This window comes from Citrobacter sp. RHBSTW-00671, from assembly GCF_014103415.1.
Taxonomy (GTDB): Bacteria; Pseudomonadota; Gammaproteobacteria; order Enterobacterales; family Enterobacteriaceae; genus Citrobacter.
This window is the reverse complement of record NZ_JABXPR010000001.1, coordinates 1,413,727-1,431,883: the sequence shown is the minus strand read 5'-3', so window position 1 is coordinate 1,431,883 and position 18,157 is coordinate 1,413,727. Positions and strand designations below refer to the sequence as shown.

The window sequence follows — 18,157 nt, the reverse complement described above, 5'->3', positions numbered from 1 at the left end:
GCGGATAAGCCGGGTCTGAAAAGATTACTGCGTTTTGGCAGGCGCTGCTGCTGGCTGACCCGCCGCGGGTTCGATCTGGAAAACCACATCAACCTGATCGTCAAACTGAATAACCGGCTGTTCGTAGGTTTCCTGAGCCGATGCAGCAGGTGCCGCGTCTGCCTTCATCATCCGTACCATTGGGCTCGGCTGATAATTGGAAACGTGGTAGCGCACACTGTACACCGGGCCAAGTTTGCTATTAAAGCCCGCCGCCAGCTGTTCAGCCTGATGAATGGCATCATCAATTGCGGCTTTACGTGCCTTGTCTTTGTAGGCATCTGGCTGAGCCACACCCAGCGATACCGAGCGGATCTCATTCAGACCCGCTTTCAGCGCACCATCCAGCAGGGCGTTCAGCTTATCCAGCTGACGCAACGTAACCTCAACAGTACGTACCGCACGATAGCCTTTCAGTACGCTTTTACCATTCTGGTAGTCGTAGTCCGGCTGCGTACGCAGATTGGCGGAGCTAATATCCTTCTTCGCTATCTGGTTTTGCTCAAGGAAGGAAAGATACTGCGCCACACGCTCGTCGGCTTGCTTTTTCGCAGATGCTGCATCCTTCGCCGCTACGTTCACTTCAATTGCCAGAGTGGCAATATCGGGTGTCGCATCGACGCTTGCCGTTCCGGAAGTCACGATGTGTGGTCCATTGGGCAATTCGTTTGCCTGTACCGATAGTGCGCTGAATCCGACTAATGCCGCCAGGGCGATGACTTTGAACTTCACTGTCGTTCCTCCATGTTACATATACCCCTAAACTCAGGGCGCATGCAGGCAAGCTTAGCCGATCTCGCCGCATTGTCCATCAGACAACACTTAGTTGAACAGCGCATGAACGTGCGCAACACCTTCTTTTGCCAACTGAAAAGCGATAAACCACATCACTAATCCCACCAGCGTATTGATAATGCGCTGGGCTTTAGCAGTACGCAGACGCGGGGCCAGCCAGGCCGCCAGCAGTGCCAGACCAAAGAACCACAGGAACGATGCGCTGACGGTTCCCAGTGCAAACCAGCGCTTAGGTTCCACGTCCAGTTGGCCGCCGAGGCTGCCCAGTACCACAAAAGTATCCAAATAGACATGTGGGTTTAGCCAGGTCACCGCCAGCATGGTGGCGATGATTTTCCAGCGGCCCTGCTTCATCACCTCGGCACTGGCCAGCTCCAGGTTACTGCTCAGCGCCGTTTTTAACGCTCCAAAGCCATACCAGAGCAAAAACGCCACCCCGCCCCAGGTCACCAGCGCCATCAACCACGGCGACTGCATCAACAAGGCACTCCCCCCAAAGATACCGGCACAGATCAGCACTAAGTCGCTGATAGCGCAAAGTAAGGCAATCATGATGTGATACTGGCGACGAATACCCTGATTCATCACAAAAGCGTTCTGCGGTCCAAGTGGAAGGATCATGGCTGCACCAAGCGCAAGACCTTGAAAATAATAAGATATCACGTTATTTATCCCGAGCTATTTCTCTTAAGCGCAGACTATAGCGCGGGAAAATCATTAGCGGAAATTTATAATATTAATCAGGGATAAGAGGAATTAATAGCTGGAGGGAAAATGCCGGATGGCGGCTTGTGCCTGATCCGGCCTACAGTATAGAAATCTGAGTAGGCCGGATAAGCGAAGCGCCATCCGGCACCGTGGTACGGAAAAGATTACTCTGCAGCGCGCTCTTTCACGCGCTTGAAATTCACATCCATCTGCGGATATGGGAAGCTGATACCGTTGGCGTCGAACTCACGTTTAATACGCTCCAGCACATCCCAGTAGACACTTTGCAGGTCGCCGCTGTTACTCCAGACACGTACCACAAAGTTAATGGAGGAAGCCCCCAGCTCATTCAGACGCACCGTCATTTCTCGATCTTTCAGGATACGCTCGTCAGACTGGATGATATCGGTAAGGATTTTCTTCACCTGATCGATATCGGAATCGTAAGCTACACCGATAATAAATTCGTTACGGCGAACCGGTTCACGAGAGAAGTTGATGATATTCCCGGCGATGATTTTGCCGTTGGGGATCACCACAATCTTGCCATCTACGGTACGCATGGTCGTGGAGAAAATCTGCACGTTAAGTACGGTTCCGGCTACGCCGCCGAGGTCAACATACTCACTCGCACGGAACGGGCGGAACATCACCAGCAGCACACCTGCGGCAAGGTTAGACAACGAACCTTGTAATGCCAGACCAACGGCTAAACCTGCCGCACCGAGAACGGCAATCACCGAAGCCGTCTGCACCCCAACGCGCCCGAGGGCGGCAATCAGCGTGAACGCAATTATCCCGTAGCGCACCAGCGCAGAGAGGAAGTCGGCTACGGTCGCATCAATCTTACGCGCCACCATCAGACGGTTAACCGTGTTCGATACGATACGCGCCACAATCATACCGATAATAACAATGGCGATGGCCGCAACGATGTTGACGGCATAGCTCAACAGCAGTTCCTGGTTGCGGACCAGCCAGGTGCCCGCACCATTTATGCTGTCGACAACATTCAAATCTTCCATTTACTATTCCTTTTTTGCTTACCCAAACGGGAGAAATAAAGCCACCCCACCGGGGCGGGCAACCTGACAAGGGTAAACAATAAACCCGAATTTTGCCAAACAGATCACAGAATTCTCTGTCAGCAGCACATTGTCATGGCAATAAAAAAGGCCCGCATTTGCGGGCCTCATGTCACGTAGAACGACGTAAATTACAGAACGTCAACCGCGTTCAGTTCTTTGAAAGCCTGTTCCAGACGGGTGATCATGGTTGCCTGACCAGCACGCAGCCATACGCGCGGATCGTAGTATTTCTTGTTCGGCTGATCTTCGCCTTTCGGGTTGCCCAGCTGACCCTGCAGGTAAGCTTCGTTGGCTTTGTAGTAGTTCAGAACGCCTTCCCAGGTAGCCCATTGGGTATCGGTATCGATGTTCATTTTCACTACGCCGTAGCTTACGGAGTCTTTGATTTCCTGAGCAGTAGAACCGGAACCGCCGTGGAACACGAAGTTCAGGCTGTTGTGCGGCAGGTTATGTTTCTTAGAAACATAGTCCTGAGAATCGCGCAGGATGGTCGGGGTCAGAACCACGTTGCCTGGCTTGTACACGCCGTGTACGTTGCCGAAGGAAGCTGCGATGGTGAAACGCGGGCTGATTTTGCTCAGCTCAGTGAACGCGTAATCAACGTCTTCTGGTTGGGTGTACAGGGCAGAAGCGTCCATGTGGCTGTTGTCCACGCCGTCTTCTTCACCACCGGTGCAACCCAGTTCGATTTCCAGAGTCATGCCCATTTTGGACATACGCGCCAGATATTTGGAGCAGATTTCGATGTTCTCTTCCAGAGACTCTTCAGACAGGTCGATCATGTGAGAAGAGAACAGCGGTTTGCCCGTTGCTGCAAAGTGTTTTTCACCCGCGTCCAGCAGACCGTCGATCCACGGCAGCAGTTTCTTCGCGCAGTGGTCAGTGTGCAGGATAACCGGAACACCGTAGTGTTCAGCCATCTGGTGAACGTGATGTGCGCCAGAGATAGCACCCAGGATTGCAGCGCCCTGAGGAACGTCGGACTTCACGCCTTTACCCGCGATGAAAGAAGCACCACCGTTGGAGAACTGTACGATTACCGGCGCTTTAACTTTTGCAGCGGTTTCCAGAACGGCGTTGATGGAGTCGGTACCAACGCAGTTAACAGCTGGCAGAGCAAAATTGTTTTCTTTAGCTACCTGGAAAACTTTCTGAACGTCGTCGCCAGTGATGACGCCCGGTTTTACGAAATCAAAAATTTTAGACATGTTACGTAGTCCTGTATCTGTATCTTCGACCGTTGAAGAAGGTTCGCGAGCGTTTAAGCGCGCTGAAAAACAGGCGGGTCACCCCGCCTGAACTGAATTACTTCTTAGCGCGCTCTTCGAGCATCGCTACTGCTGGCAGGACTTTGCCTTCCACGAATTCGAGGAATGCGCCGCCGCCAGTAGAGATGTAGGAGATTTTGTCAGCAATACCGAACAGGTCGATTGCTGCCAGGGTGTCACCGCCGCCTGCGATAGAGAACGCTTCGCTGTCTGCAATAGCGTTAGCAACAATTTCAGTACCTTTGCGGAAGTTCGGGAATTCGAACACGCCAACCGGGCCGTTCCACAGAATGGTTTTCGCATTTTTCAGGATGTCAGCCAGTTGCTGTGCAGAAGCGTCGCCGATATCCAGAATCTGCTCGTCTTCTTTCACATCGCTAACGGATTTCAGCGTAGCCGGTGCAGTTTCAGAGAACTCAGTCGCTACGCGGACGTCGGTCGGTACCGGGATGTCGCAAGTGGTCAGCAGACGCTTAGCTTCGTCAACCAGGTCAGCTTCGTACAGGGATTTACCGACGTTGTGGCCTTGAGCGGCAACAAAGGTATTCGCAATACCACCGCCAACGATCAGCTGGTCAGCGATCTTAGACAGGGAGTCCAGAACAGTCAGTTTGGTAGAAACTTTAGAACCACCAACGATAGCGACCATTGGGCGAGCTGGTTCTTTCAGCGCTTTACCCAGTGCATCCAGCTCTTCAGCCAGCAGCGGACCCGCACACGCTACATCAGCGAATTTACCGATACCGTGAGTGGAAGCCTGTGCACGGTGTGCAGTACCGAATGCGTCCATCACGAATACGTCACACAGTGCGGCATATTTTTTGGACAGCGCTTCGTCGTCTTTCTTCTCGCCTTTGTTGAAGCGAACGTTTTCCAGAACAACCAGTTCACCGGCAGCGACTTCAACGCCGTCCAGGTAATCTTTTACCAGGCGAACCGGAGCAGACAGTTTGTCTTTCAGGTAGTTAACAACCGGCAGCAGAGAGAATTCTTCGTTGTACTCGCCTTCGGTAGGACGACCCAGGTGGGAAGTTACCATCACTTTAGCACCCTGTTTCAGGGCCAGTTCGATGGTTGGCAGGGAAGCACGGATACGCGCATCGCTGGTTACTTTCCCTTCTTTAACTGGTACGTTCAGATCCGCACGGATAAAAACACGTTTACCAGCAAGATCCAGATCGGTCATCTTAATTACAGACATGGTGAATCCTCTCGTTGATTCTTAAAGTTTTGCAAGCGCTCACGCGCCTTACCTGAAACCAATAGCAGCCATCGCTAACGTTGTGTCGAGCATACGGTTAGCAAAGCCCCATTCATTATCGCACCAGACCAGGGTCTTGATCAGGTGAGCGCCACTCACGCGCGTTTGCGTACCATCAACGATGGCGCTGTGCGGGTCGTGGTTAAAATCTACAGAGACCAACGGTAATTCCGTATAGTCAACTATACCATGAAATGCACCTTGTGCTGCTTTTTGCAGCAACTGGTTGACTTCACTGGCTTTTACCGGTTTTTTCACCGTCACGCTTAAGTCGATCGCCGTCACATTAATGGTCGGTACACGTACCGCAATCGCTTCAAAACGATCGTTAAATTGCGGAAAAATTCGTGTGATACCTGCCGCCAGTTTGGTATCAACCGGGATGATCGACTGGCTAGCCGCTCGCGTGCGACGCAGGTCGGGATGATAGGCATCAATAACCTGCTGATCGTGCATCGCGGAGTGGATCGTCGTGACGGTACCAGACTCGATGCCGTAAGCATCATCCAGCAATTTAATGACGGGAATTATACAATTCGTGGTGCAGGAGGCGTTGGAGACGATCCGGTGCTCAGCGCGCAGCTGATCCTGATTTACGCCAAATACAACCGTTGCGTCGATGTCGGGACTACCAGGATGTGAAAAGAGCACTTTTTTAGCACCAGCAGCAATGTGCGCCTCGCCGTGTTCGCGGTTGCCGAAGACACCGGTGCAGTCCAGCACAACGTCGACGCCCAATTCACGCCACGGAAGCGCATCAAGGGTTCGCTCATGCAGAATGCGAATCGCGTCATCGCCAACGATGAGCTGGTCACGTTCCTGACGAACATCCCAGGCAAAACGCCCATGGCTGGTGTCATATTTCAACAAATGCGCCATGCCTGCGGCATCCGCCAGTTCGTTGATAGCCACCACGGTGATTTCCGCCCGACGCCCGGATTCATACAAAGCACGAACCACGTTACGTCCGATGCGACCGAAACCATTAATCGCTACGCGTACGGTCATAGGTCTCCTGCAAGGATTTCTCAGAAACGATGTGGCTGACAGAGTAATGCAGCAAACCGCTCAGGGAAACCTTACCTGTCGCAAACTGCGACTAATTGATTAATTGTCGAACATTTAATCGACTGAAACGCTTCAGCTAGAATAAGCGAAACGCGGAATAAAAGGAATGATTGTCCAGCAACAGAACACAGTTATCTGACTTACGTCACATTTTAAAGCCCTTCACGGCTAAATTTATTCCATATTCCAGAATTGCGAATAAGCGTAGCAAGATTATTTCGTTGCCGTGTCACAAATCCTGATTTATATCAGAAAGCTCCCTAACCTGCGTCTATATTATCAGCGCTACGTCCGAGTCTCGGAGTCCCTCAATAATGGCTACATTCAATCCTCAATCATCTGAAGCTCGCTTTCATGCGCTGCGTTTGTTACCCGGTCAGGAAGTCTTTTCACAGCTACATGCCTTTATCCAACAACACCAGTTGCAGGCGGCATGGATAGCAGGTTGTACCGGAAGCCTGACCAACGTCGCGTTACGCTACGCCGGGCGTGAAGAAACCACATTACTCACCGGTACCTGGGAAGTCATCTCCCTGAACGGCACGCTGGAACTTACTGGCGAACACCTCCATCTTGCGGTGTCCGATCCACAAGGCGCCATGCTGGGGGGCCACATGATGGCAGGCTGTACTGTGCGAACCACACTGGAACTGGTCATTGGCGAACTAACAAGTCTGGCATTTAGTCGTCAACCCTGCGCCGTTTCCGGTTATGACGAACTGGTTATTTCATCCCGCTAACGCTTCACTTAAAAGAGGTCATCTATGGCGCGTCGCCAATTTTCCAGCCAGTCTCTGGTACTGATTGTCATTGCTATAGCTATCAACATGGTCGGGGGGCAGCTTATCAGTATGTTGAAATTGCCCATTTTTCTCGACTCCATTGGCACCTTAATTAGCGCGGTACTGTTAGGCCCGGTTGTGGGGATGTTGACTGGCTTGCTCACGAATCTGCTGTGGGGACTGCTGACCGATCCAATTGCAGCCGCCTTCGCTCCCGTAGCGATGGTTATCGGCCTGGTTGCTGGTTGGCTGGCGCGGGCTGGCTGGTTTCGCACCTTACCCAAAGTGGTCGTCAGCGGAGTGATCATCACCCTGGCCGTCACGCTTGTTGCCGTGCCTATCCGCACCACGTTGTTTGGTGGCGTCACCGGCAGCGGTGCTGATTTATTTGTCGCCTGGATGCATTCTGTCGGCCAGAACCTGGTTGAATCTGTTGCTATCACGGTTCTCGGCGCGAATCTGGTCGATAAAATTCTGACGGCGGTGATCGTCTGGGTACTGCTGCGTCAGCTTCCGCTACGCACGACTCGCCATTTCCCAACGATGTCTGCTGTGCGCTAAATGCATCCGTTTACGTCGTTAGCGCTGTGGGCGCTCGCCGCCTGCACCACACTCCTGTTACCAGCAGGAGTACCACTTAGCCTGTACAGCACAGCAACCTTTCTCTGCTTGCTGTGTATGAAGGCGACACGACCGCGGGCGAAGTATGTCGTCTGGCTGGTGATCCCCTTCGGCCTGGGGCTGTGGCTGGTACATGGCGGATGGCTTACCGAATGGATCGGTGGGCAACCGCGCGAACCCGAGCGTTGGGCAAATGCCATTACGCTCTGGCTACGGATCCTGGCCATCGTATCCACGTCACAACTGTGGATGCAGTACGTTCCGGTCTCACGATTTATGCGCGCCCTGTTTGCTTCCCGTCTGCCGCCTGGTGTGGCCTACCTGTTTGCAGGGCCATTACTGGTCGTCGAACAGCTAAAACATCAGTTAGCGATTATTCATGAAGCCCAGCGCGCACGCGGCGTGCCACTGGACGAAGGCTGGTATCAACGGCTACGCGCGATGCCAGCGCTTATCGTGCCACTCACGCATAATGCGCTCAACGATCTGGTTGTACGCGGTGCGGCGTTGGATATGCGGGGGTTTCGCCTGCATCGTACACGTACCACGCTGTGGGCACCGCCAGACAGCACCGTCCAGCGCCTGGCACGCTACGCCATGGTCGTACTGATGGTGGTCGAAACAGGAGTCTGGATATGGTTACGTTAGAACAGTTTTGCTATCTTCCGGCGCATGCCACACGTCCACCCGCCCTCTTCAATTTCCACTACGCTGACCCCGGTATGGTGGCTATCTTTGGCGATAATGGCAGCGGGAAAAGTACGCTGGCGCAACTGATAGCAGGCTGGTACCCCGATTTTCTTCCCGGGAAGATCGAAGGGAAAGGGAAGCTGCTGGGAAATCCTGTAGGACAACTATCACTCGTCGAACAATCATGCACCATCCAACTCGTACAACAATCACCTTACCTGCAACTGTCCGGTTGTACTTTTAGCGTTGAGGAGGAAGTGGCATTTGGCCCGGAAAACCTCTGTCTGGACGAGGCTGAAATTATGCGTCGAATTGACGCAGCCCTCACACTGACAGCATGTCAGCCACTACGTCATCGCCATCCCGGATCGCTTTCCGGCGGCGAAACCCAGCGGGTGGTGATTGCCAGTGCACTCGCCATGCAGCCGAAGATATTGATTCTCGATGAAGCGTTCAGCCGCCTGACGGCACAGGCAACTACGATGCTACTGGAGCGACTGCAGCAATGGGCACAAGAACATCAAGCATTGATTGTGTTGTTCGAGCGCAATCATTCCCCTTTCCTTAGCTACTGCCAGCAGGCGTGGCGACTGCACGACGGAGCACTCTCGCCATTATGCTAACGCTCAACCAGGTCAGCTATCGCTGGCCGAACGCCGCCGATGACTGCTTGCGCACTATCTCGCTTGAACTCAGAGAAGGGGAATGGCTGGCCTTAACGGGCGATAATGGTGCCGGAAAATCCACATTGCTGCGCGTCATGGCCGGACTACTGTCCCCGTCGTCCGGCACAATCACCCTGCAGAGCCGTCCAATTGCGCAACTGAAAAACCGGGAGCGTGCTCAATCGCTCGGCGTCCTGTTTCAGGAAGCTGAAAATCAACTCTTTCACAGCAAGGTGGCAGAGGAAGTGGCTTTTGGATTGCGATTGCAGAAACGCCCTGCAACAGAAGTTGCGCAACGCACTGCAGCCGCACTGCAACTCTGCCAGTTAGAAGAGGTTGCCGATGCCCATCCACTGGATTTGCATACCGCGCAGCGCCGCATGGTCGCTGTTGCCAGTCTGGAGGCTATTGCACCCGCCATTTTGCTGCTTGATGAACCCAGCCGGGATTTTGACACACACTGGCTGGGCGTATTCGAAAATTGGCTTGCGGTGTGTCGCGCACGAGGAACCAGCGTAGTCGCGATAAGTCATGATCCGGCGTTTACACAGCGCCACTTTTCCCGCGTGGTGCGGCTTGAGTCCGGGAAATTACACCCTGAACGGCTCTGATAAGCAAAAAAAACGGGCCGCCTGAGCGACCCGTTTTCATCTGTAACCGTAATTACAGCAGTTCTTTTGCTTTCGCGACGACGTTGTCGACGGTAAAGCCGAACTCTTCAAACAGCAGCTCTGCCGGTGCAGACTCACCGAAGGTGGTCATCCCGACGATTGCGCCGTTCAGGCCCACGTATTTGAACCAGTAGTCCGCGATACCCGCTTCGATGGCCACGCGAGCAGAGACAGCTTTCGGCAGTACGGATTCGCGGTAAGCCGCATCCTGCTTATCGAAAGCATCGGTAGACGGCATGGAGACCACGCGCGCTTTAACGCCTTCAGCGGTCAGTTTGTCCCATGCCGCCACCGCCAGCTCAACTTCAGAGCCGGTCGCGATGAAGATCAGTTCCGGTTGACCGGCACAGTCTTTCAGCACGTAGCCACCGCGAGCGATGTTCGCCAGTTGCTCTGCAGTACGTTCCTGCTGCGCCAGGTTCTGACGGGAGAGGATCAGCGCGGTCGGGCCGTCCTGACGCTCAACACCGTATTTCCACGCCACAGCGGATTCAACCTGGTCACACGGACGCCATGTGCTCATGTTCGGGGTCACGCGCAGAGAAGCGACCTGCTCTACCGGCTGGTGAGTCGGGCCATCTTCGCCCAGACCGATGGAGTCATGGGTGTAGACCATCACCTGGCGCTGTTTCATGAGGGCCGCCATACGCACCGCGTTACGGGCATATTCCACGAACATCAGGAAGGTGGAGGTGTACGGCAGGAAACCACCGTGCAGAGAGATACCGTTGGCGATAGCGGTCATACCGAATTCACGTACACCGTAATGGATGTAGTTACCGGCAGCATCTTCGTTAATCGCTTTAGAGCCAGACCAGATGGTCAGGTTTGATGGTGCCAGGTCGGCAGAGCCACCAAGGAATTCTGGCAGCAACGGACCAAACGCTTCAATCGCGTTCTGGGATGCTTTACGGCTGGCGATTTTGGACGGGTTCGCCTGCAGTTTAGCAATGAATTCATTCGCTTTCGCGTCGAAATCAGACGGCATTTCACCTTTCATACGACGGGTGAATTCAGCGGCTTCCTGCGGGAAGGCTTTGGCATAAGCAGCGAACTTCTCGTTCCATGCCGCTTCTTTCGCCTGGCCTGCTTCTTTCGCATCCCACTGCGCGTAGATATCAGACGGGATTTCAAACGGCGCGTATTTCCAGCCAAGCTGTTCGCGGGTCAGTGCGATCTCAGCATCGCCCAGCGGCGCACCGTGAGAGTCATGGGTGCCGGCTTTGTTCGGGGAACCGAAACCGATGATGGTTTTGCACATCAGCAGGGACGGTTTATCGGTGACCGCACGGGCTTCTTCAACGGCGCGCTTAATCGCGTCAGCATCGTGACCATCAACGCCACGCACCACGTGCCAGCCGTAAGCTTCAAAGCGTTTGGCGGTGTCATCGGTGAACCAGCCTTCAACGTGACCATCGATAGAGATACCGTTGTCATCGTAGAACGCCACCAGTTTGCCCAGCTTCAGCGTACCGGCCAGGGAGCATACCTCGTGAGAGATACCTTCCATCATGCAGCCGTCGCCCATGAACGCATAGGTGAAGTGGTTAACAATGTCGTGGCCCGGACGGTTAAACTGCGCCGCCAGTGTTTTTTCAGCAATAGCCATACCCACTGCATTCGCAATACCCTGACCCAGAGGACCCGTCGTGGTTTCCACACCTGCGGTGTAACCGACTTCCGGGTGTCCCGGGGTTTTAGAGTGCAGCTGACGGAAGTTCTGCAGCTCGGACATCGGCAGATCGTAGCCGGTGAGGTGCAGCAGACTATAAATCAGCATGGAGCCGTGGCCGTTGGACAGCACGAAGCGGTCACGGTCAGCCCAGGACGGGTTAGTCGGGTTGTGGTTCAGGAAATCACGCCACAGGACTTCGGCAATGTCAGCCATACCCATCGGGGCACCCGGGTGACCGGATTTGGCTTTCTGTACTGCGTCCATGCTCAGCGCACGAATAGCATTGGCAAGCTCTTTACGTGAGGACATTTTGACTCCAGATCGGATAATGAAGGCCGTGCCCTTAACGACTTGACGACAGAGCGTTTTGGGCTACGCCGGAAAAAAGTGCCAACAATGTAACCCAAGCCGCGTGTCATGTACATGGAGCATCCTTTTACTGTTTCAGAAATCTCTGGATCATGCGCGCATGTTGCGCAATCTACTCGCCCGCTTATTGTTCTTTTCTTTATACTTAGGCTGAGCGTCGGTTTACCTGCAAACGACGCAATTTTTAGAATAATCCTGACTTTGTGCGGAAGAGAAAACATGAAAATTCGCGCTTTACTGCTTGCTATGAGCATGGCGACGGCATTGACCGGTTGCCAGAATATGGACTCCAATGGACTGCTTTCTTCTGGCGCAGAGGCGTTTCAGGCCTACAGCCTGAGCGATGCTCAGGTGAAAGCGCTCAGCGATCAGGCCTGTAAGGATATGGACAGCAAAGCTACCATCGCCCCGGCTGGCAGCGAATATGCGACGCGTCTTAGCAAAATCGCCACTGCGCTTGGCGACAACATTAACGGTCAGCCAGTGAACTACAAAGTCTATATGGCGAAAGATGTGAATGCCTTTGCCATGGCAAACGGCTGTATCCGCGTGTACAGCGGCCTGATGGATATGATGACGGATAACGAAGTTGAAGCAGTCATCGGCCACGAAATGGGCCACGTTGCGCTGGGTCACGTGAAAAAAGGTATGCAGGTTGCGCTAGGCACCAACGCCGTGCGTGCTGCAGCGGCATCTGCGGGCGGCATCGTCGGCAGCCTGTCGCAGTCACAACTGGGCGATCTTGGCGAGAAACTGGTGAATTCACAGTTCTCTCAACGCCAGGAATCCGAAGCGGATGATTACTCGTATGATTTGTTGCGCAAGCGCGGCATTAACCCGGCGGGTTTAGCCACCAGCTTTGAGAAACTGGCAAAACTGGAGGCAGGACGTCAAAGCTCAATGTTTGACGATCACCCGGCATCCGCAGAACGTGCGCAACATATTCGCGATCGCATGAGCGCGGACGGGATCAAATAACCGTTAATCGTGCCGGATGCGGCGTTGCCTTTCCGGCCTACAGCGGGTTGATACTTGTAGGCCGGATAAGCGCAGCGCCATCCGGCAAAAACAACTTATTCGCCTTTTTTGGCCGCCTGGATATACAGCATCTCCAGCGCTAACGTTGCCGCAGCCAGCGCGGTGATCTCTGACTGATCGTAAGCAGGCGCGACTTCTACAACGTCCATACCGACGATGTTCAGATCTTTCATACCACGTACCAGTTTGATTGCACGATCGGAAGTCAGGCCGCCGATCACCGGCGTACCGGTACCTGGGGCAAACGCAGGATCCAGACAGTCGATATCAAAGGTCAGGTATACTGGCATATCACCGACTACCTGCTTAACCTGCGCAATGATGTCATCCACACTGCGATCGTTCACCTGGCAGGCATCCAGTACGGTAAAGCCGTTGTCTTTATCGAATTCAGTACGAATACCAATCTGCACAGAGTGATTCGGATCGATCAGACCTTCGTTCGGCGCGGTATAGAACATGGTGCCGTGGTCAAATTCACAGCCGTTAGCGTAGGTGTCGGTATGCGCATCAAAGTGCACCAGCGCCATTTTGCCAAAGTGCTTCGCGTGAGCGCGCAGCAGCGGCAGCGTGACAAAGTGGTCACCACCGAAAGAGAGCATACGCTTACCAGCAGCAAGCAGCTTCTCAGCATGCGCCTGCAGCTTTTCGCTCATTTCACGGGCATCGCCAAACGCATAAACCAGATCGCCGCAGTCCACGACGTTCAAACGTTCGCGCATATCGAAATTCCACGGGAAACGGTTGTGTTCCCAGGCCAGGTTAGTGGAAACCTGACGGATCGCCGCCGGACCATGACGCCCGCCCGCACGACCAGATGTTGCCATATCAAACGGTACGCCGGTGATTACCCAGTCGGCATCGCTGTCGTACGGCATGAAGTTCATCGGCAGACGCAAAAAACCAAAGGCGTTAGAAACCAGGGAGTTGTCGTATTGATGACCTAAGGTGCTCATGTACTGACCTCTTATAAAATCGGTGAAAAAAAATCCCCTCCGCGTCGTTAAGCCCGACGAGGAAGGGATTGATTTACGTGACTACTTGTATGGGCGAATTATCGCCGTTAATTTGTACGGATTCAAGTGAGCGCCGTAAATGCCGCCCTCTCTGCATCTGACTGCCGGATGGCGGTTGCGCCTTATCCGCCTACTTTCGTAGCTCCGGTAAGCGCAACACCACTGAACATTTACCGTTACTCGTCTTCGAGATAGGTATATCCGTACAGCCCTGCTTCGAACTCTTCGAGGAACTGCTGCTGCAACTCCGCGTCCAGATCGGTGTTTTTCACCTGATCACGGAACTGTGTCAACAGGGTATTCGGATCAAGCTGCACGTACTGCAGCATGTCTGCCACGGTATCGCCCTCGTCAGACAACTCAACTTCGACACTGCCATCAGGGAAGACGAACACGTCAACCGCTTCGGTATCACCGAACAGGTTGTGCATGTTACCGAGGATCTCCTGATACGCCCCCACCATAAAGAAGCCCAGCATCGGCGGATTCTCCGGATCGTATTCCGGCATCGGCATGGTGGTGGCAATTCCGTCGCCGTCGACGTAGTGGTCGATAGCACCGTCGGAGTCACAGGTGATATCCAGCAGCACCGCCCGGCGCTCCGGCGCCTGGTTCAGCCCTTCCAGCGGCATCACCGGGAACAGTTGATCGATACCCCACGCATCCGGCATCGACTGGAACAGAGAGAAGTTGACGTAAATCTTATCCGCCATACGCTCCTGCAACTCGTCGATAATCGGACGATGCGCGCGGTTGCTCGGGTCGAGCTGTTTCTGCACTTCGTGGCACATATTCAGATAGAGCTGTTCAGCCCATGCGCGTTCCTGCAGGCTAAAAGTGCCTGAAGAGTAGCCGACGTGAATATCGTGCAAATCCATCTGGCTATCGTGCAACCATTCACGTAACGAGCGACGGGTTCCCGGCTCGTGCATCTCCTGCCACGTTTCCCACATACTTTGCAAGGCGCGCGGAGCATCTTCAGCCGGCGGTGTGGCTTCGGTGTGTTCGCTACGCTCAACGCCGATAATGTTCGACACCAGTACGGTATGGTGTGCAGTAACAGCACGTCCAGATTCGGTGATCACCGTCGGGTGCGGCAAGCCATGTTCTTCACAGGCATCGCCAATCGCCCAGATAATATTGTTGGCGTATTCGTTCAGGCCGTAGTTCACAGAGCAGTCGGACTGCGAGCGGGTACCTTCATAGTCCACGCCCAGACCACCACCCACATCGAAGCACTGGATATTTACGCCCAGTTTATGCAGTTCAACGTAGAAACGGGCTGATTCACGTACGCCGGTAGCGATATCGCGAATGTTCGCCATCTGCGAACCAAGGTGGAAGTGCAGCAGTTGAATGCTGTCCAGACGACCGCGCTCGCGCAGAATTTCCACCAGTTGCAGCACCTGGTTTGCCGCCAGGCCAAACTTGGATTTCTCGCCGCCGGAAGACTGCCATTTACCGGACCCCTGGGAGGCCAGACGCGCACGAACACCGAGGCGTGGCACGACGTTCAGGCGCTCGGCTTCTTCCAGCACGATGGCGATTTCAGACATCTTCTCGATAACCAGATAGACCTTGTGGCCCATCTTCTCGCCGACCAGCGCCAGGCGAATGTATTCGCGGTCTTTATAACCGTTACATACGATCACGCTACGGGTCATTCCCGCGTGCGCCAGCACCGCCATCAGTTCCGCTTTCGAACCCGCTTCCAGACCTAACGGTTCGCCAGAGTGGATCAGCGATTCAATAACACGACGATGCTGGTTTACTTTGATCGGGTAAACCAGGAAGTAGTCGCCGTTGTAGCCGTATGATTCACGTGCACGTTTGAACGCCGCGTTAATCGAGCGCAGACGATGCTGCAGGATCTGCGGGAAGCAAAACAGCGCAGGCAGACGTTGCCCCTGTGCTTCACGGGCTTTTACCAGTTCAGCGAGATCGACACGCGCTTCTGGGACGTCAGGGTCCGGGCACACGCTAATGTGGCCTAATTCATTGACGTCGTAATAATTATTACCCCACCAGGCAATATTGTATGTACGCAGCATCTTGCTGGCTTCCTGGGAACTCATTGCAACCTCCTGCATGGAGCGTAGTACACCCTGTCCGCCCGCTGACGAAGGCGAACCCATGAAAATGTCGTCAGACATAGCGAACCTCAGATTTTATTAACAAGTGTAAAACAGTTGACTACTATCGCAATCCGAAGAAGCGATAACAACCCATAAACAGGCAGATTTTCCAGCAGATAGTGCTGACGCTCCGACTGTGCGACCGGTTTCTTTTTCATATCATTGTAAACACGTAACCGAACTTAATGCTGACGGTTCGGCGAAACCACGAGAAAACTCTTGTTTACCAAGAGCGCCCTTGTTCAGTCCTTAGTGACCGTAGCCGGCCCTGGAGTCCTGAGAAGCGCCGAGATGGGTATAACATCGGCAGGTATGCAAGATGCAGATTGCGGGGGACATATGTACACCAGAATGGTGTGGCAGATTCAGCAGAATACAACGGTTCATTATCTCGTATCACCTCCACGGTCGCTCCTGGCGGAACGAACCCACAAGCCAAAGCTAAAGTTTTAACCCGGCTGGAAGTGGCAACACGATGAAAACGTCGTGTGCTTTTGTCTATCCTAAATAATTCGAGTTGCTGGAAGGCGGCAACGCAGGGAGTCCCCGGGAGCTTACATGAGTAAGTGACTGGGGCGAGCGAGTACTGCCAACGCACATGCAACTTGAAGTATGACGGATATGAGCCGCGCGCCGCGTTTTATACCGATAAGAAGATCAAAATGCAAAAGATAAATATGCACATTGCCAGCACCGTCAGGAAAAATTTCCAGTTACATTTTCAGTACAATGCGACCTCAATCAAAAAAAGCTGGAAATCAGGCGAAGAACTGTCCTAAAATAGCCGTCCAGATGTTAATCCATCTATACCGATTAACACTCAGACTGCCAGTGTCCGTCATCTGCAGACTCATGGTAGAATCTTCTACACATGGCTATTCCACTCGACAGTTTGAGCTAACCAAATTCTCCTTAGGTGAAATTAAATATGGCAAAACACCTTTTTACGTCCGAGTCCGTATCAGAAGGGCATCCTGACAAAATCGCTGACCAAATCTCTGATGCCGTGCTGGATGCAATCCTTGAGCAGGATCCGAAAGCACGCGTTGCCTGCGAAACCTACGTCAAGACCGGAATGGTTTTAGTTGGCGGTGAGATCACCACCAGCGCATGGGTTGATATCGAAGAGATCACCCGTAACACGGTTCGCGAAATTGGCTATGTGCATTCCGACATGGGCTTTGACGCCAACTCTTGTGCGGTACTGAGCGCGATTGGTAAACAGTCTCCGGACATCAACCAGGGCGTTGACCGTGCAGATCCGCTGGAACAGGGCGCAGGCGACCAGGGCCTGATGTTTGGTTATGCAACCAACGAAACCGACGTGCTGATGCCAGCACCTATTACCTATGCTCACCGTCTGGTGCAGCGTCAGGCTGAAGTGCGTAAAAACGGCACCTTATCCTGGCTGCGTCCGGATGCAAAAAGCCAGGTAACCTTCCAGTATGACGACGGCAAAATCGTCGGTATTGATGCCGTGGTTCTGTCTACTCAGCACTCTGAAGATATCGACCAGAAATCGCTGCAAGAAGCCGTTATGGAAGAGATCATCAAGCCGGTACTGCCGACCGAATGGCTGACCGCTGCGACCAAATTCTTCATCAACCCAACGGGTCGTTTTGTGATCGGCGGCCCGATGGGCGACTGCGGTCTGACCGGTCGTAAAATCATCGTTGATACCTACGGCGGCATGGCGCGTCACGGCGGCGGTGCATTCTCCGGTAAAGATCCGTCTAAAGTTGACCGTTCTGCGGCCTACGCTGCACGTTATGTGGCGAAAAATATCGTCGCTGCAGGCCTGGCAGACCGTTGTGAGATTCAGGTTTCCTACGCTATTGGTGTAGCCGAACCGACCTCTATCATGGTTGAAACCTTTGGTACCGAAAAAGTACCTTCAGAACAGCTGACTCTGCTGGTGCGCGAGTTCTTCGATCTGCGTCCATACGGTCTGATTCAGATGCTGGATCTACTGCACCCGATCTACAAAGAAACCGCAGCTTACGGTCACTTTGGTCGTGAACATTTCCCATGGGAAAAAACCGACAAAGCGCAACTGCTGCGTGACGCTGCCGGTCTGAAGTAATTTTCTGAAGACTGTCCGCTTAGTAAGACCAGCCCTCGCGCTGGTCTTTTTTTATTCCCCAATTTTCCCCCAACGCCTCGTCACCTGAACAATACAGTGAATCATCTCTTTCAATAAAAATGAAAGCGATTACACATCACCGCTTTTCTATCCACAACGAGTTAACATCTCTTTTCCGTCGCGCC

The 18,157-nt window shown here is 53.5% G+C and carries 18 protein-coding genes; 7 read left to right on the top strand and 11 right to left on the bottom strand.

Translation table 11 applies throughout. The features are described from left to right. Positions 1–24: 24 nt before the first annotated feature. The 6 genes from HV261_RS06875 to epd all read right to left on the bottom strand — a co-directional run bounded on the left by HV261_RS06875 (position 25) and on the right by epd (position 6,167). Complete coding sequence (locus HV261_RS06875; protein WP_137382637.1) at positions 25–771, bottom strand: oxidative stress defense protein; 747 nt, start codon at positions 769–771, stop codon at positions 25–27. A 90-nt stretch (positions 772–861) separates the two neighbouring features. Continuing rightward, positions 862–1,497: an arginine exporter ArgO gene (gene argO / locus HV261_RS06870; protein ID WP_202037808.1), complete on the bottom strand. Its 636-nt coding sequence runs from the start codon at positions 1,495–1,497 to the stop codon at positions 862–864. A gap of 209 nt (positions 1,498–1,706) precedes the next feature. Continuing rightward, a complete protein-coding gene (locus tag HV261_RS06865; RefSeq protein ID WP_137382635.1) occupies positions 1,707–2,567 on the bottom strand; it encodes a small-conductance mechanosensitive channel MscS in 861 nt (286 codons plus the stop codon). Positions 2,568–2,758: 191 nt separating this feature from the next. Beyond that, a complete protein-coding gene (gene fbaA / locus HV261_RS06860; protein WP_135324390.1) occupies positions 2,759–3,838 on the bottom strand; it encodes a class II fructose-bisphosphate aldolase in 1,080 nt (359 codons plus the stop codon). A gap of 97 nt (positions 3,839–3,935) precedes the next feature. Then, entirely contained in the window at positions 3,936–5,099 is a 1,164-nt protein-coding gene (gene pgk / locus HV261_RS06855; protein ID WP_043017527.1) for a phosphoglycerate kinase, read from the bottom strand. A gap of 48 nt (positions 5,100–5,147) precedes the next feature. Then, positions 5,148–6,167: an erythrose-4-phosphate dehydrogenase gene (epd, locus tag HV261_RS06850; protein ID WP_137399006.1), complete on the bottom strand. Its 1,020-nt coding sequence runs from the start codon at positions 6,165–6,167 to the stop codon at positions 5,148–5,150. Positions 6,168–6,541: 374 nt separating this feature from the next. On the opposite strand from epd, the gene HV261_RS06845 reads away from it, so the two are divergent. From HV261_RS06845 to HV261_RS06825, 5 genes are read left to right on the top strand one after another with little or no spacing between them, the layout of a single operon-like run. Further along, the gene (locus tag HV261_RS06845; RefSeq protein WP_202037807.1) at positions 6,542–6,967 is read left to right on the top strand and encodes a PPC domain-containing DNA-binding protein; all 426 of its coding nucleotides are present in this window, start codon (positions 6,542–6,544) and stop codon (positions 6,965–6,967) included. 24 nt (positions 6,968–6,991) lie between these two features. Further along, entirely contained in the window at positions 6,992–7,570 is a 579-nt protein-coding gene (locus tag HV261_RS06840; protein ID WP_137382632.1) for an ECF transporter S component, read from the top strand. Further along, positions 7,571–8,278: an energy-coupling factor transporter transmembrane component T gene (locus tag HV261_RS06835; protein ID WP_202037806.1), complete on the top strand. Its 708-nt coding sequence runs from the start codon at positions 7,571–7,573 to the stop codon at positions 8,276–8,278. It begins immediately after the preceding gene. After that, entirely contained in the window at positions 8,266–8,943 is a 678-nt protein-coding gene (locus HV261_RS06830) for an ABC transporter ATP-binding protein (protein WP_202037805.1), read from the top strand. Before HV261_RS06835 ends, HV261_RS06830 begins: the two co-directional genes overlap by 13 nt. Then, positions 8,937–9,596 (top strand): ABC transporter ATP-binding protein, encoded by a 660-nt coding sequence (locus HV261_RS06825; protein WP_202037804.1) that lies wholly within the window; start codon positions 8,937–8,939, stop codon positions 9,594–9,596. Before HV261_RS06830 ends, HV261_RS06825 begins: the two co-directional genes overlap by 7 nt. Before the next feature lie 52 nt (positions 9,597–9,648). On the opposite strand, the gene tkt is transcribed toward HV261_RS06825, so the two are convergent. Continuing rightward, complete coding sequence (tkt, locus tag HV261_RS06820; RefSeq protein ID WP_202037803.1) at positions 9,649–11,640, bottom strand: transketolase; 1,992 nt, start codon at positions 11,638–11,640, stop codon at positions 9,649–9,651. A gap of 279 nt (positions 11,641–11,919) precedes the next feature. Between tkt and loiP the strand changes: the two genes are divergently transcribed. After that, positions 11,920–12,678, top strand: a complete 759-nt coding sequence (gene loiP, locus HV261_RS06815) for a metalloprotease LoiP (RefSeq protein ID WP_202037802.1) — start codon at positions 11,920–11,922, stop codon at positions 12,676–12,678. A gap of 95 nt (positions 12,679–12,773) precedes the next feature. On the opposite strand, the gene speB is transcribed toward loiP, so the two are convergent. The 4 genes from speB to yqgG all read right to left on the bottom strand — a co-directional run bounded on the left by speB (position 12,774) and on the right by yqgG (position 16,276). Then, positions 12,774–13,694: an agmatinase gene (gene speB / locus HV261_RS06810; protein WP_202037801.1), complete on the bottom strand. Its 921-nt coding sequence runs from the start codon at positions 13,692–13,694 to the stop codon at positions 12,774–12,776. A gap of 236 nt (positions 13,695–13,930) precedes the next feature. Further along, a complete protein-coding gene (gene speA / locus HV261_RS06805) occupies positions 13,931–15,907 on the bottom strand; it encodes a biosynthetic arginine decarboxylase (RefSeq protein WP_137382625.1) in 1,977 nt (658 codons plus the stop codon). 8 nt (positions 15,908–15,915) lie between these two features. Further along, a complete protein-coding gene (yqgB, locus tag HV261_RS06800) occupies positions 15,916–16,047 on the bottom strand; it encodes an acid stress response protein YqgB (protein ID WP_202037800.1) in 132 nt (43 codons plus the stop codon). 91 nt (positions 16,048–16,138) lie between these two features. Further along, the gene (yqgG, locus tag HV261_RS27620; protein ID WP_326929133.1) at positions 16,139–16,276 is read right to left on the bottom strand and encodes a small protein YqgG; all 138 of its coding nucleotides are present in this window, start codon (positions 16,274–16,276) and stop codon (positions 16,139–16,141) included. Between the two features lie 541 nt (positions 16,277–16,817). Between yqgG and metK the strand changes: the two genes are divergently transcribed. Continuing rightward, positions 16,818–17,972 (top strand): methionine adenosyltransferase, encoded by a 1,155-nt coding sequence (metK, locus tag HV261_RS06790; protein WP_137382623.1) that lies wholly within the window; start codon positions 16,818–16,820, stop codon positions 17,970–17,972. The last annotated feature ends 185 nt before the right edge of the window (positions 17,973–18,157 follow it).

What these genes read in the sequence shown, in the direction of transcription:
- HV261_RS06865 (WP_137382635.1), bottom strand. Translation starts at nt 2,567, where the DNA reads ATGGAAGATTTGAATGTTGTCGACAGCATAAATGGTGCGGGCACCTGG.
- fbaA (WP_135324390.1), bottom strand. Translation starts at nt 3,838, where the DNA reads ATGTCTAAAATTTTTGATTTCGTAAAACCGGGCGTCATCACTGGCGAC.
- pgk (WP_043017527.1), bottom strand. Translation starts at nt 5,099, where the DNA reads ATGTCTGTAATTAAGATGACCGATCTGGATCTTGCTGGTAAACGTGTT.
- epd (WP_137399006.1), bottom strand. Translation starts at nt 6,167, where the DNA reads ATGACCGTACGCGTAGCGATTAATGGTTTCGGTCGCATCGGACGTAAC.
- HV261_RS06845 (WP_202037807.1), top strand. Translation starts at nt 6,542, where the DNA reads ATGGCTACATTCAATCCTCAATCATCTGAAGCTCGCTTTCATGCGCTG.
- HV261_RS06840 (WP_137382632.1), top strand. Translation starts at nt 6,992, where the DNA reads ATGGCGCGTCGCCAATTTTCCAGCCAGTCTCTGGTACTGATTGTCATT.
- HV261_RS06835 (WP_202037806.1), top strand. Translation starts at nt 7,571, where the DNA reads ATGCATCCGTTTACGTCGTTAGCGCTGTGGGCGCTCGCCGCCTGCACC.
- HV261_RS06830 (WP_202037805.1), top strand. Translation starts at nt 8,266, where the DNA reads ATGGTTACGTTAGAACAGTTTTGCTATCTTCCGGCGCATGCCACACGT.
- HV261_RS06825 (WP_202037804.1), top strand. Translation starts at nt 8,937, where the DNA reads ATGCTAACGCTCAACCAGGTCAGCTATCGCTGGCCGAACGCCGCCGAT.
- tkt (WP_202037803.1), bottom strand. Translation starts at nt 11,640, where the DNA reads ATGTCCTCACGTAAAGAGCTTGCCAATGCTATTCGTGCGCTGAGCATG.
- loiP (WP_202037802.1), top strand. Translation starts at nt 11,920, where the DNA reads ATGAAAATTCGCGCTTTACTGCTTGCTATGAGCATGGCGACGGCATTG.
- speB (WP_202037801.1), bottom strand. Translation starts at nt 13,694, where the DNA reads ATGAGCACCTTAGGTCATCAATACGACAACTCCCTGGTTTCTAACGCC.
- speA (WP_137382625.1), bottom strand. Translation starts at nt 15,907, where the DNA reads ATGTCTGACGACATTTTCATGGGTTCGCCTTCGTCAGCGGGCGGACAG.
- yqgB (WP_202037800.1), bottom strand. Translation starts at nt 16,047, where the DNA reads ATGAAAAAGAAACCGGTCGCACAGTCGGAGCGTCAGCACTATCTGCTG.
- yqgG (WP_326929133.1), bottom strand. Translation starts at nt 16,276, where the DNA reads ATGAACCGTTGTATTCTGCTGAATCTGCCACACCATTCTGGTGTACAT.
- metK (WP_137382623.1), top strand. Translation starts at nt 16,818, where the DNA reads ATGGCAAAACACCTTTTTACGTCCGAGTCCGTATCAGAAGGGCATCCT.